This window comes from Rathayibacter sp. AY1D2, from assembly GCF_002932695.1.
GTDB lineage: Bacteria > Actinomycetota > Actinomycetes > Actinomycetales > Microbacteriaceae > Rathayibacter.
The window spans coordinates 1-11,895 of sequence record NZ_PSVX01000050.1 but is presented as its reverse complement, the minus strand read 5'-3'; the positions used below and the strand labels follow the sequence as shown (position 1 = coordinate 11,895).

Sequence of the window (11,895 nt, the reverse complement as noted above, 5' to 3'; positions counted from 1 at the left end):
TGGCGGACAGCGCTCATCGGGTGCGCCCGACCACGCTGGCCACGAGCGGGCGGACCTCGTTGCGGAAGGCCTCCGACACCGCGGGCGTCTCCAGCGCCGCCCAGGCGCGGTCTGCGAACTGGTTCGCGAGCCCCTCGGCGTAGCTGCGGGCGCCGCACTCCTCGAGGATGCCGCGCACCTTCTCCGCGGTCTCGGGCGCGAGGTGCTCGTCGCCGATCAGCGCCTCGATGTCGGGCCAGCAGTCCGTGCCGGCCGCGTGGGCGATGAGGACGGTGCGCTTGCCCTCGCGGAGGTCGCCCAGCGTGGTCTTGCCGGTCTGCCCCTCGGAGCCGAAGACCCCGAGCAGGTCGTCGACGATCTGGTAGGCGATGCCGATCCAGCGGCCGAACTCGCCGAGGGCGTCCACCGCGGCGTCCGAGGCCCCGGCGAGGATCGCTCCGGCCTGCAGCGGCGCCTCGAACGAGTAGACGGCCGTCTTGAGGCGCTCCATCTCGAGCACCTCGTCGACCGAGGGCATGCCCGGCATGAGGGAGAAGTCCACGTCGGCCAGCTCGCCCGCGGCGGAGGCGAAGACGGCCTCGTCGAGCAGGGTGAGCAGGCGGGCCCGCACGCCGTCGGAGGCGCCGACGCCCTCGACGAGGCGGTGGGCGCCGGTGAGGGCGAGGTCCCCGGCGATCACGGCCACCGAGGTGCCGCGGTGCTCGGCGATCGGGATGGAGAGGCCCGCGGTCGTCGCCTCGTCGCGGTAGCTGCCCGAGACGTTCGGGCCGCCGCGGCGCACGAAGTCGCGGTCGATCACGTCGTCGTGCACGATCAGCGCGGTGTGCAGAAGCTCGAACGCCGCGCCGAGGTGGGCGGCGGCCTCCGGATCCTGGCCGCCGTGAGCCTCGTACGCCGAGATCACCATCAGCGGGCGGAAGCGCTTGCCGCCGCGGGTGTTGGCCTCCAGCGTCTGCCAGAGGGTCAGGTAGCGGGGTCCGAGACGCACCGCCCGGGACCTCGCCAACGAGAAGAACCTGTCCAGGACGGCATCGACGTGCTCCTGCCTCAACCGGGACAGAACCACGGGGTCGCGCGTATCCACGTGGGAAGGCTAACAAAGGAGAGAACCAGGACGATAAGCCGGCTGATGTGTTGCGGCGTGCTTGACTTGCGGGTATGACTTCGCCAGCCGCCACTGTGCAGACGGACCGGATCGAGCAGGTGGTCCTCCTCGACGAGGCCGGGAACGCCGTGGGGGTCGCCGACAAGGCGACCGTGCACGACACGGCCACTCCCCTGCACCTCGCGTTCTCCTGCCACGTCTTCTCCCCGGACGGCGCGCTTCTGGTGACCCGCCGCGCACTCGAGAAGCGCACCTGGCCGGGCGTCTGGACCAACTCCTTCTGCGGGCACCCCGCCCCGGGCGAGCGGATCGAGGACGCCGTCGTCCGCCGGGCCGAGCGCGAGCTCGGCGCCCGGCTGGCCACGCTGGAGGTCGCCCTGCCGGACTTCCGCTACCGCGCGGTCGACGCGTCCGGCGTCGTCGAGAACGAGATCTGCCCCGTCTACACGGCGACGCTGTCGAGCCGCGACGCCCTCGATCCGCGCCTCGACGAGGTCATGGACTACGAGTGGGTCGACGCCGAGGCGACGCTCGCCGCCGTCCGCTCGACCCCCTGGGCGTTCTCCCCCTGGCTCGTGCTGCAGCTCCCCCGCCTGCTGGGCTGACCCCCGCGCCCTGATCCCTGCGCCGGAGTCAGTCGGTGTAGACGTCCGTGCGGTGGAAGTTGAGCGCCGACCGCGACGCGGTCGGACCGCGCTGGCCCTGGTACCGCGAGCTGTACTCCGCCGAGCCGTAGGGCTTCTCGGCGGGCGAGCTGAGGCGGAAGAAGCACATCTGGCCGATCTTCATCCCCGGCCAGAGCGTGATGGGGAGCGTCGCGACGTTGCTGAGCTCGAGGGTGACGTGGCCGGTGAAGCCCGGATCGATGAACCCGGCGGTCGAGTGGGTCAGCAGTCCGAGCCGTCCGAGCGAGCTCTTGCCCTCGAGGCGCGCCGCGATGTCGTCCGGCAGCGACACCTCCTCGTAGGTCGAGCCGAGCACGAACTCTCCCGGGTGGAGGATGAACGGCTCGCCCTGCGGCGTCTCGACCAGGCGGGTCAGCTCGGGCTGGTCCTCGGCCGGATCGATGTACGGGTAGCGGTGGTTGTCGAACAACCGGAAGAAGCGGTCGAGGCGCACATCGACGGACGACGGCTGCAGCATCGACGGATCGTGCGGGGCGAGCCCCACGCGGCCGGAGGCGAGTTCGAGCGAGATGTCGCGGTCGGAGAGGAGCACGCTGCGATCCTAGGGCGTGGCGCGACCCCGGGGCGTGGGCCGGCTCCGGGCCTTGCTACGATGTCCTGGTGCGCCCGAGCGGCGCCGCGCGAGTGTAGTTCAATGGTAGAACTTCTGCTTCCCAAGCAGATGGCGCGGGTTCGATTCCCGTCACTCGCTCTCCTCTCCCCTCGTCTGCGGCCGGTCCTCCGGCCCGATGCGAGCGGCTCCTCCTCCGGCGCTGCAGCGGCGTCCGTCAGCGCAGCGGCGTCCGGCAGCCCCGCGGTGTCCGTCAGCCCAGCAGCGGCAGCCGCCCGACGATCCTGTCGATCCGGTTCCTCGGCCCCACCAGGCTGACCGCGAGGTACTGCAGCTCGTCGGAGCCGCTCGCCGCCACCGCCTCCCGGTACTCGTCGTACACCCGGGTGGCCTGCGCCGACGCGGGCGTGTCGGCGACGAACGTCCCGTCGTGCGCCTCGGCCTTCGCGCGGATCGCGAGCAGGGTCGCCGCGTCGGCGGCGAGGACCGTGCAGCCGGCCCACGGCAGACCGGGATGCAGCGATCCGGACGCGTCGGCGGGGCTCGGTCCGAGCAGCCCCGCGACGTGCGCGGCCGTCGCGGCGCCCACGCAGATCGCGGCGTTCACGGCGCGGCCGGCGGGGAGGGACTCGTCGACGACGACCACCCACTTGAGGCGGGCCGAGCGGGTGGGCGCGGCGGTGTCGATCTCGTCGGGGTGGAAGCCGACGGCGTCGGGGGCGGGGATGGTCATGATGCTCCTCGGTTCGTGCGCAGTGACGTCACGAACAGTAGGCAGGAGGGGTCCCCTGCGGCAGGATCTCCGTATGAACGACCAGCAGAACGGCCCAGGAGCGGCACTCGACGAACTCGACGTCCGGATCCTGCAGGTCCTGCAGTCGGATGCACGGATCACGAACCGTGACCTCGCAGCCGCCGTGCACGTCTCGCCGACCACCGCCCTCGACCGCACGAGGAGCCTCCGGCGCCGCGGCGTGATCACCGGCGCGACGCTCACTCTCGACTTCGCGGCCCTCGGGCGCGGCGTGCAGGCGCTGATCGCGGTCCGCATCCGTCCGCCGTCGCGCGAGATCATCGAGGCCTTCCGCGACTGGGTCGCCGGCCTCGACGAGACGGTCGGCGTGTTCGTCACCTCCGGCTCGGAGGACTTCATCATCCACGTCGCCGTCCGCGACAACCAGGACCTCTACGCCTTCGTCATCGACGAGCTGACGCAGCGCCGCGAGGTCGCCGACGTGCGCACCTCGGTCGTCTACGAGCACCTGCGCGAGCAGGTCGTCCTGCCGCTGGAGCCGCACGGCCGCGCGGAGCGGTGAGGCGCCCGCGCGGCGTTTCGACGCGACACGCCGGGCGGATCCGCGGCAGCGCGCGGGATCGCGGGACGCAGAGGGCAGGGTGGAGGGGTGACAGAGCTCGTCCAGATCCCGTCGCCGGGCGTCGCCCTCGAGTACGGGCACCCCGGCCGGCCCGTGGTGGTCGTGCTGCACGACGTGTTCGGGCGCCTGCCGTGGCTGGAGCCGTTCGCCGTGGCCGTGGCGAAGCACGGCTACCACGTGCTCGTGCCCGACCTCTACGACGGCTGGGCCACGCTCGCCCCGGAGGACGCGCGCGACCTCGCCGCGATGGCCGCGCAGGACCGCACCCTCGCCGCCGTCGCCGAGGCGGTCGGCACCGGAGTCGCGGCCGGGGCGCCGCGCAGCGCCGTCATCGGCTTCGGCTTCGGCGGCCGCCTCGGGCTGCTCGCCGCGGGCACCGGGCTCGTGGACGCGGTGGTCGCGTACTACGCCACCCTCGGTGGGGAGGAGCACGTGCTGGTCCCGTGCCCCACCCTCCTGCACTACGCGCAGAGCGACGAGTGGCCCGCGGGCGACGACCCGGAGTCGTTCGTCGGACGGCTGAAGGAGTCGGGGACGCCGGTCACGGCGCACACCTACCCGGACACGCAGCGGCACTTCGCGAACGGCAACCTGCGCGACGCGGTCAGCCCCGCCTCTGCGGCGCTCGCCTACGCGAGGACGCTCTCGTTCCTCAATCCGCAGCTCATCGACACCTGAGCTCAGCCCTGCACGTCGTGCAGGTGGTGCTGGATGTCGTGCAGGTAGTAGCGGGCGATCGTGTCGACCGTGAACGCCGCGCCGTCGCTGCGGCGGCCTCGACGCTGCCACTGGGCGCCGGCGACGGAGTCGAACACCTCGGCGATGCGCTCGGCCGCCTCGACCAGCTCGCGGCCGACCGTCGCGGGGTTCTGCTGGTCGTAGCGCTCCTCCACGGCGGTGACGTCCTGGTCCCAGTTGGGGTAGAGCGGGTCGTCGCCGGCGAGCATCAGCTGCACGCGGGTGCGGTAGATGCGGTGCACGTCGCGCACGTGCGCGGCGTACTCGAGCGGCGACCAGGTCTCGTCGTCGGGCCGGCCCGCCGCGTCGTCGCGGTCGAGCACGTAGGGCCAGGCGGCGGCGTTCTCGCGGATGAGCTCGGCGACCTCGTCGGCGTCGACGAGCGAGGCGTCGAAACCGCACTCGAGGCAGGGGCGCTCGAGGACCCAGGTCCAGTCCTTGGTGTCGGGAGTGATCGGCATGGCACCAGAGTAGGGCGCCGCCGGATCAGCAGCGCGTCGGGGTCCCCTGCACGGCGCCGCGCTCGCCGTCGGCCGTCCACGGGAGCCGGGGCAGGCCCTCGGCTCCCGCCGCGGCTCCCTGCTCGACCGCGATGGCGGCCAGGGTGCGGGCGACCGTCGCGGCGAAGTCCCCGCCGGGCGTCGAGCTGTTGATCGAGACGGCCACGGTCAGGCCCGAGACCGGGTCGGAGTACGCCGCGGTGACGAAGCCGGGCGCGAGGCCCGAGAAGCCGCGGAGGGGTCCCGCCTCGTGCCCGCCGAGCCCGGCGCGGAGGTAGTCGGCGCGGCCCTGGCCCTGGACGACCGGGTCCCGCCACATGGCGTCGTCCGCGGGATCGGCCGCGAAACCCGTCGCCAGCCGCCGGAGGTCCTCCAGATCGGTCAGCGCTCCGCCCGCGGCGCCGAGGGCGGACGGGGACGCGGCGGTGACGTCGAGGCGCACGTCGCAGCGCTTCTCCCCGGTCGCCGGGTCGAGCGCGACCGCATAGCCGCGGGGGGACGGAGCGGGCAGGTCGACCTCGGAGGCGCCGGGCAGCTCCGTGCTGCGCAGCCCGTACCGCGGCACCACGTACTGGTCGTAGAGCTCCCCGATGCTCCGACCGGTCACCTGGGCGGCGACGATGCCGGCGAGCAGCGGACCGGTGGCGGAGTCGGACCACGCCGCTCCGGGCTCGGCCGAGGCGCCGCGCACCTGGGCCGCGGCGAGCAGCTCGAGCGTCGGCCACTGCCGCGGGGGGTTCTGGAGCACGGTCGGCCAGAGGGCCGAGCGGAAGTCGGCCAGGCCGGAGGTGTGCGCGCAGAGCTCGCGCAGGGTGAGCCCGTCGATGCCGGGCAGGGAGCGCAGCGTCTCGCCGACGTCGGCGTCGAGGTCGACCCGGCCGGAGTCGGCGAGGGCGAGGACCACGTCGCAGGTCATCGCCTCGGTGCCGCCGGTGCCGAGCCGCAGGTGCGCGTCGGTGGTGAGGGCGGTGGTGCGCTCGTCCGACTCCCAGCCGACCGCGCCCTCCCAGCTGCCGCCCCACGGCGACCAGACCCCGGCGACCGCTCCGGTCGCGCCGGCGACGCCGACCGTCTCGTCGAGGAACCCCGACAGGGCGGAGGCGAGCTCCTCCGACGCCGCCTGCGCGGGCGCCTCCGCCACGCGCGAGGCGGCGGCGGGCGTGCAGCCGGCCAGTGCGAGCACGAGGACCGGGACGACGAGCAGTCCCGTCCGCGTCCGTCTGCGAGATCCCATGCCGTGCGACTCCCCCGTCGTCTGCGAACGGCACCACTGTACGGGGGCTCCATCGGGCCGGAGAGGGCCGCTGAGCGCGCGATCGCGATTCGTGTCCTGACCGTGACCGGCGGAGTCCACCCCGTTCCCAAACCGGCAGGCGCCGGGTTACGAAGAGAGGGAGTACAGCGCAGAGGCGCTGCTCGAAGGAGGTAAGAGACCATGCGCAGATCCCCCAATCGACTGCTGGCGACTCTCTTCGGAGCCGTCTACGTCGTCGTCGGGCTCCTCGGCTTCGTCGTGACCGGAGGCGTGCAGTTCCTCTCGACCGAAGGCGGGCTCCTGCTCGGCGTCTTCGAGGTGAACCCGCTGCACAACATCGCCCACCTGCTCATCGGAGGCGCGCTGCTGATCGCGGGCCTGTCGACCGTCGCCGCGGCGAAGACCGTCAACGTGACCGTCGGAGCGGTGTACCTGCTGCTCGGCATCGTCGGCTTCTTCCTGGTCGACACCGCCCTGAACGTGCTGGCGCTGAACACCGCCGACCACTTCCTGCACCTGGCCAGCGCGCTGGTGCTCCTGGGAGTCGGACTCGGCACCGAGAAGACGGCGAGGACGCGCACCGCCGCCACCGCCTGACCCGGGCGGCACCCGCCGCCCCCCTCTACTCCGTCCGCCGTGGGCCCGCCGTTTTCCGCGGCGGACGGACTGAACGGCCCCGGACGACACGATGCGGTGTGTCGATCCGGGGCCTCCTCTTCTTCCCCGATCCAGCGAAGGAGCCGCCATGACCACCGTGGCCCGCTGCAACGCCGCTTTCGCCGGACTCGGCGCCGGGCTCGTCCACCTCTCGCTCGCCGCCGGCGGCGAGGGCGTGCAGGCTCCGGTGATCGGAGCGCTCGGTGCTGTCGAGATCCTCTGGGCGGTCCTCGTCCTGGCACGCGGCCGGATCGTCGTGCCGCGCTCCGCGCTGGCCGTCGCGGTCGCCTCCCTGGCGGCGTTCGCCCTCGGTCTGGCCCTCGGCGCACTCGCCGAGCCCCTCCCCGCGCTGGCCGCCGCGGTCCTCCAGCTGATCGCGGTCGCCGTGGTGGCCGTCTCGCTCCGCTCTCCGCGCGTCGAGGAGAAGGCCGTCTCGCCGTCGCGAGCTCTCGTCGGACTCCTGGCCGGCGCGCTCGCCGTCTCCGCCCTCGCCACCCCCGCCATGGCCGCCTCCTCGGGCGGCTCGGGCGACATGGGCGGGATGATGCACTCCGTCGTCGACCGCGGACACGGGCACTGATGCCCTCTGGTCCCGGCGGCCCCGCTCGGCTAAGGTAAGGCAGACCTCAGTCGCCGAGGGAGGCCACCGTGTCGAACGTCATCCCGTTCTCCGAGGCCCTGCGCCTGCGCATCGGGCAGTCCGGCGCGGACGACGAGGGCGCCGCCTTCATGACCTCGCTGATGACCGGCTCCGGCAGCCGCGACGACTACATCGCGCTCATCTCGCAGCACTACTTCGTCTACGAGGCCCTCGAGGCCGTGGCGGAGGACATGGCCGGCGATCCGGTCGCGGAGCCGTTCCTCTCGGCCAAGCTCACCCGGCTCCCCGCGATCGCGGAGGACCTGCGCTTCCTCGTCGGCGAGGACTGGCGCGAGCGCATCCGCCCGCTGCCCTCGACCAGCGCCTACGTCGACCGGATCCGCACCGTGGCCTCGGGTTGGAGCGGCGGCTTCGTCGCCCACCACTACACGCGCTACCTCGGCGACCTCTCCGGCTGCGCGATCGTCCGCGGGCTGCTGCAGCGGCGGTTCGGCTTCGAGACCAACGGCGTCGGCTTCTTCCTCTTCGGCGAGATCGCCGCACCGTCGGCCTTCCGCGCCACCTATCGCGAGCAGCTCGACGCCGCGGGCTGGGACGAGGAGGAGCGCGAGCGGGTCATCGCGGAGGTCGCGGAGGCGTACCGGCTGACGACGGAGCTGTTCCGCGATCTCGCCCGGACCTGCGCGGCGGCCTGAGGGCCTGCTCCGACCTCCTCCGCGGGGCGTCAGTCCGCGGACGCCTCCGCGACGGCGGCCGGCTCGGCTCGCCGTTCGGACATGAAGCGCAGCACGTCCTTGTCGACGATGATGTCGCTCGGCCGGAGCGGCCGCGTCAGGTAGAGCCCCTCGAGGCTCGTGATGCGGCTGAGCGCCACGTAGGTCTGCCCGGGGGCGAAGGCGCGCTGCCCGAGGTCGACCACGGCGGAGTCGTAGGTCTTGCCCTGCGACTTGTGGATCGTGACCGCCCACGCCAGCCGGAGCGGGAACTGCGCGAACTCGGCGACGATCTCGCGGGTCAGCTTCTTCGTCGCGGCGGAGTAGGAGTAGCGGTAGCGCTCCCAGGTCGCGGGCTCGACCTCGTGGACCTCGCCGTCCACCTCGACCCACACCGTCCCCGCGACCTTCGTCACCCGGCCGATCGTGCCGTTCACCCAGCGCTGCTCGGAGTCGTTGCGCAGGAACATCACGTGCGCGCCGATCTTGAGCTCGAGGTTCTGGTCCGCTGGATAGGCGCGCCCGCCGAAGTCGCCGCTGATCTCGGCCGACGCGGTCTTCAGCGGGCCCTTCAGCCGCGCGAGTGCCGCCTGGTTGATGCGGTTGACCGTGTCGTTGCGGGTCGCGAGCGTGATCGCGTCGTCGGCCGGAGGCGTCCGCGCGCCCGCCGCGTTCAGCACGTCGGCGATCTCCTTCGTCACCATGCCGAAGCGGACCGCGTTGAGCATCCACTTGAAGCGCTCGTCGCTCTGCCGGTGGATCCGGCCGAGCTCGACGATCCGCAGCGGCGCCTCCTGCCAGACGAGGGCGTCGAAGAACCACAGCGAGCGGTAGCGGTCGGCGAAGTAGGCCCGCTCCTCCGGATCGCCGGGCACGGGTGCGAGCTGGAACGGGTCGCCGAAGAGGACGACCTGCACGCCCCCGAACGGCTCGGAGCGCCGCTGCCGCGCCTGCCGGAGGCTGCGGTCGATCCCGTCGAGCAGGTCGGCGTTGACCATGGAGATCTCGTCGATGACGAGCGTGTCGATGGTGTTGAGGAGCTTGCGCAGCTCGGGCGGCTGGTCGAGGTCGGAGTCGGCGATGACGCCGATCGGCAGTCGGAAGAGCGAGTGGATGGTCTGGCCGCCGACGTTCAGCGCCGCGACGCCGGTGGGGGCGCAGATGACGATCTGCTTGTCGGTGTTCCAGCTCAGGTGGTTGAGCAGGGTGGACTTGCCCGTGCCCGCGCGACCCGTGACGAACAGGTGCTCGCGCGTGTTCTCGATGAGGTCGAAGACCCGCTGCTGCTCGTCGGAGAGGGTCGGCTGAGTCACCGCTCCACTGTACCCGCGGCCCGCCGGGACCCCGGGGCCCGGGCGCGGATCAGCCGCGCTTCTGGAGGGCGGCCAGGCGGTCGTTGTAGGCCGTGAGCTCGGCCTCTCCGGTGCGGTCGGCCTGGCGGTCGCGGCGCTTGGTCTCGCGGGCGTCGGAGCGGCTCCACATCATCGCGACGACGATCGCGAGCGCGAGGGTGGGGATCTCGCCGATGCTCCACGCGATGCCGCCGGCCGCCTGCTGATCGGCGAGCGCGGAGGTGCCCCAGCCCATCGCTCCGTACCAGTCGGCGAGGAGCAGCCCCTCCCCCGTCATCAGTGCGAGGCCGAAGAAGGCGTGGAACGCCATGGTGCCCAGCAGCAGCAGCAGGCGCATCGCGTAGGGCACGCGGTGCACGCTCGGGTCCACTCCGATCAGGACGCTGACGAAGAGGTAGCCGGTGATCAGGAAGTGGACGATCATCCACTCGTGGCCGATGTGGTCCGTGGTGGCCCAGCGGAACAGCGGGGAGTAGTAGAAGCCCCAGAGCGACCCGACGAACAGCAGGGCGGCGACGATCGGGTGCGAGATCGCGGTGGCGAAACGCGAGTGCACGGCGAGCAGCACCCACTCGCGGGCGCCGCGGGAGCCGTCGGTGCGGCGGGCGGCGGCGCGGGCGATGAGCGTGACCGGTGCCGCCGGGACGAGCAGCAGCGGCACCGCCATGGTGAGGACCATGTGCGAGAGCATGTGGGCGCTGAACAGGTACTTCTCGTACGCGTTCACCCCGCCGTTCGTGATGTAGACCAGGAGGAGCATGCCCGCGATCCAGAGGATCGTGCGGTGCAGGGGCCAGCGGTCGCCACGGCGGTGCAGGCGCACCACTCCGGCGACGTAGAACGCGATGGCGAAGGAGCAGACCAGGAGCCAGACAAGGTCGATGTTCCAGAGCGTGAGGAAGTTCATCGCGCTCGCGGGCGGCGGCAGGGGCTCGCCCGTCAGCAGCTGGGCCGGGGTCGGATCCGTGAGCTGGCTCGCGGCGATCTGGTCGACCGGGGTCGCGGTGCGCGCGAGAGCCGCGGCGACTCCGGACGCGATCCCCATGAAGGCGATCTCGGCGCCGACGAGCCACCAGAAGCTGCGGCCGCCGACACCGCCGGCCTTCCGCATCCGCTCGATGAGGTAGCGGCGCTGCAGCACGCCGAACAGGCCCAGCGCGACCAGCGCCGCGACCTTGACCAGCACGAGGATCCCGTAGCCGGTGAGCAGGTTGTCGAGAGTGGCGAGCCGGAGCTCGGCGCTGACGTAGCCGGACGCCGCGACCACGACGAAGCTCACGAGCGCGAGGCTGGAGTAGCGCTCGATCACGGGCAGCAGGCGGGAGCCGCCGAGCAGGGGCCGCAGGGCGATGACGGTGATGAGGCCGCCCAGCCAGATCGCCGCGAAGACGAGGTGCAGGCCCAGCGCCGTGACGGCGGCGTCGTGCCCGCTCGCTCCCGCCGCGTGCCCCTGCTGCGCCATCGGCAGCAGCGTGAGCAGGGCCAGGCCCGTGACGAAGACGAGCGCGGTCTGGTTGCGGACGGCGAAGCAGAGGACGGTGACGACGGCCGCGAGCAGGGTCGTGATGAGCCAGGCCTGGCCGACCTCGATGCTGCCGATGAAGTAGCTGAGCTTGGTGCCAAAGTCGCGGTCGAGGCTCAGGGGCGTCTGCGTGACGTTGAGGAAGGTGAGGAACCCGGTCACCGCGCTGGCCGCCGCGAAGAAGGCGGCGCTGGCGGCGGCGACGTCGAGGGCGATCGAGAACTCGGTGCGCGGCTCGGGCGCGGCCTCGGCGGGCGCGGGGCGCGCGGGCGCGACTGCGGTGCGCGTCGATCCGGCGCGGGAGGAGGACTGGCCGCCGCGCGAGGACTGGCCGCCGCGCGAGGAGGCGTGAGCGGTCGAGGCGCGGGACGAGGACCGGGCGTCGCGGGCGGCGGCGGCGCGGGGGCTCAGCGCGAACAGCGTCAGCACGAGCGAGCCGATCATGCCCGCGGCGCCGAGATTGACGGCCAGCTTGGCGATCGGGAGGCCGTAGCGGACCACGGGGCCGGGATCGTTCAGCAGCGGAGCCGCGGCTCCCCCGCCGAAGGCCAGGGCCGCGAGGAGGGCGACGAGCGCTGCGGCGACGAGCACGAGCGCAGGGCCGACGATCCGGACGGTTCGATTCACCGGTCCAGCCTACGTTCCGCGGCTGATCGGCAGCCGCGTCCGCGGACGATCGGCGGCCGCGTCCGCGGACGACGACGGCCCCGGCGCAGTGCCGGGGCCGTGTCGGAGGGCGCGACTACTTCGCGGCGGCCTTGAGCTTGGTGCCCGCGGAGACCTTGACCGAGTGGCCGGCGGCGATCTGGATGGTCTCGCCGGTCTGCGGGTTGCGGCCGG

General features: G+C 72.7%; 14 protein-coding genes and 1 tRNA gene. 7 read left to right on the top strand and 8 right to left on the bottom strand.

Annotated elements, in window-relative coordinates:
* Positions 1 to 13 precede the first annotated feature (13 nt).
* Positions 14 to 988 (bottom strand): polyprenyl synthetase family protein, encoded by a 975-nt coding sequence (locus C5D04_RS13175; protein ID WP_244229492.1) that lies wholly within the window; start codon positions 986 to 988, stop codon positions 14 to 16.
* A gap of 170 nt (positions 989 to 1,158) precedes the next feature.
* On the opposite strand from C5D04_RS13175, the gene idi reads away from it, so the two are divergent.
* Positions 1,159 to 1,710, top strand: coding sequence for an isopentenyl-diphosphate Delta-isomerase (idi, locus tag C5D04_RS13170; RefSeq protein WP_104222897.1), 552 nt, complete (start codon positions 1,159 to 1,161; stop codon positions 1,708 to 1,710).
* Between the two features lie 28 nt (positions 1,711 to 1,738).
* Here the strand turns inward: idi and dcd are convergent, their stop codons facing one another.
* A complete protein-coding gene (dcd, locus tag C5D04_RS13165; protein ID WP_104222898.1) occupies positions 1,739 to 2,323 on the bottom strand; it encodes a dCTP deaminase in 585 nt (194 codons plus the stop codon).
* Positions 2,324 to 2,411: 88 nt separating this feature from the next.
* Here dcd and C5D04_RS13160 point away from each other — a divergent pair.
* Positions 2,412 to 2,482: transfer RNA gene (locus C5D04_RS13160), tRNA-Gly, on the top strand.
* A gap of 112 nt (positions 2,483 to 2,594) precedes the next feature.
* Here C5D04_RS13160 and C5D04_RS13155 read toward each other — a convergent pair.
* Positions 2,595 to 3,074 carry a DUF2000 domain-containing protein gene (locus C5D04_RS13155; protein WP_104233078.1) on the bottom strand — a complete coding sequence of 160 codons (480 nt, stop codon included), beginning with the start codon at positions 3,072 to 3,074 and terminating at the stop codon, positions 2,595 to 2,597.
* A 73-nt stretch (positions 3,075 to 3,147) separates the two neighbouring features.
* On the opposite strand from C5D04_RS13155, the gene C5D04_RS13150 reads away from it, so the two are divergent.
* Positions 3,148 to 3,657 (top strand): Lrp/AsnC family transcriptional regulator, encoded by a 510-nt coding sequence (locus C5D04_RS13150; RefSeq protein ID WP_104255349.1) that lies wholly within the window; start codon positions 3,148 to 3,150, stop codon positions 3,655 to 3,657.
* Between the two features lie 87 nt (positions 3,658 to 3,744).
* On the top strand, positions 3,745 to 4,395 hold the full coding sequence (locus C5D04_RS13145) for a dienelactone hydrolase family protein (RefSeq protein ID WP_104347812.1): 651 nt from the start codon (positions 3,745 to 3,747) through the stop codon (positions 4,393 to 4,395).
* 2 nt (positions 4,396 to 4,397) lie between these two features.
* Here the strand turns inward: C5D04_RS13145 and C5D04_RS13140 are convergent, their stop codons facing one another.
* Both C5D04_RS13140 and C5D04_RS13135 read right to left on the bottom strand, forming a co-directional pair.
* The gene (locus C5D04_RS13140; RefSeq protein ID WP_104347811.1) at positions 4,398 to 4,916 is read right to left on the bottom strand and encodes a DinB family protein; all 519 of its coding nucleotides are present in this window, start codon (positions 4,914 to 4,916) and stop codon (positions 4,398 to 4,400) included.
* A 25-nt stretch (positions 4,917 to 4,941) separates the two neighbouring features.
* The gene (locus C5D04_RS13135) at positions 4,942 to 6,189 is read right to left on the bottom strand and encodes a serine hydrolase (RefSeq protein WP_104347810.1); all 1,248 of its coding nucleotides are present in this window, start codon (positions 6,187 to 6,189) and stop codon (positions 4,942 to 4,944) included.
* Between the two features lie 201 nt (positions 6,190 to 6,390).
* Here C5D04_RS13135 and C5D04_RS13130 point away from each other — a divergent pair, with 201 nt between their 5' ends.
* The 3 genes from C5D04_RS13130 to C5D04_RS13120 all read left to right on the top strand — a co-directional run bounded on the left by C5D04_RS13130 (position 6,391) and on the right by C5D04_RS13120 (position 8,163).
* Positions 6,391 to 6,807, top strand: coding sequence for a DUF4383 domain-containing protein (locus C5D04_RS13130; protein WP_104222905.1), 417 nt, complete (start codon positions 6,391 to 6,393; stop codon positions 6,805 to 6,807).
* Positions 6,808 to 6,955: 148 nt separating this feature from the next.
* The gene (locus tag C5D04_RS13125; protein ID WP_104347809.1) at positions 6,956 to 7,447 is read left to right on the top strand and encodes a hypothetical protein; all 492 of its coding nucleotides are present in this window, start codon (positions 6,956 to 6,958) and stop codon (positions 7,445 to 7,447) included.
* A gap of 68 nt (positions 7,448 to 7,515) precedes the next feature.
* The gene (locus C5D04_RS13120) at positions 7,516 to 8,163 is read left to right on the top strand and encodes a heme oxygenase (biliverdin-producing) (RefSeq protein WP_104226125.1); all 648 of its coding nucleotides are present in this window, start codon (positions 7,516 to 7,518) and stop codon (positions 8,161 to 8,163) included.
* 29 nt (positions 8,164 to 8,192) lie between these two features.
* Here C5D04_RS13120 and C5D04_RS13115 read toward each other — a convergent pair whose 3' ends face one another.
* From C5D04_RS13115 to C5D04_RS13105, 3 genes are all read right to left on the bottom strand, one after another.
* The gene (locus C5D04_RS13115) at positions 8,193 to 9,494 is read right to left on the bottom strand and encodes an ATP-dependent RecD-like DNA helicase (protein ID WP_104222908.1); all 1,302 of its coding nucleotides are present in this window, start codon (positions 9,492 to 9,494) and stop codon (positions 8,193 to 8,195) included.
* A gap of 49 nt (positions 9,495 to 9,543) precedes the next feature.
* Complete coding sequence (locus C5D04_RS13110) at positions 9,544 to 11,682, bottom strand: bifunctional copper resistance protein CopD/cytochrome c oxidase assembly protein (protein ID WP_258068913.1); 2,139 nt, start codon at positions 11,680 to 11,682, stop codon at positions 9,544 to 9,546.
* 115 nt (positions 11,683 to 11,797) lie between these two features.
* Positions 11,798 to 11,895, bottom strand: a 98-nt coding sequence (locus tag C5D04_RS13105; protein WP_181137714.1) for an HU family DNA-binding protein, incomplete at its 5' end; no start/stop codon positions are given.